Here is a 502-nt window from a genome sequence, read left to right on the forward strand (position 1 = left end):
CGCGGCGAAGATTACGTCAGTGAGATGACCCTGCTCGACAGCATTCAACCGAGCAAAAAGACGGTGATTGAGTATCAAGAAATCGTCCCGTGGCAGTTGGATAACAAATTCTACAACCCGAGTTATTTGCCGAAAGCCAATACATCGGAGCTGTAATTTAAGGTTATTAACGCCATCAAGGATGTTTTATGAAAGTGCGATTCTTTAACGCCATCATCAATGTAAACAGCGTTGCGATTAGCTTCATTGCCGCTTCATTATGGATGGTTGCACCTGTTGCGGCCAATGATGAGTGGAGTTTTGAATGGGATTGGGCGGTAAGTTACGAAACTGCCAAGCTGCGAGATAGCGCGTTTATGGAGGCGCAAGGAAGCGCGCGTGACTCGCTCAACGCTTTACTTGATGTGCAAGTGAATTATCAAAACATCAGTGGCTTATTCACCTTGTACAGCCAAGGTTTGTATCTCAATCAGCAAGGTGAGCATGAATGGTGGGGCGAGGC

Annotated in this window: 2 pseudogenes; both read left to right on the plus strand. The window is 46.6% G+C overall.

Annotation, left to right across the window (positions count from 1 at the left end):
- Window positions 1-156 (plus strand): annotated as a pseudogene (locus R7R78_RS29875) (outer membrane lipoprotein-sorting protein); the annotation flags it as partial.
- A gap of 32 nt (window positions 157-188) precedes the next feature.
- Window positions 189-502: pseudogene (locus tag R7R78_RS29880) on the plus strand (hypothetical protein); the annotation flags it as partial.

Source organism: Vibrio sp. 2134-1 (assembly GCF_033339495.1).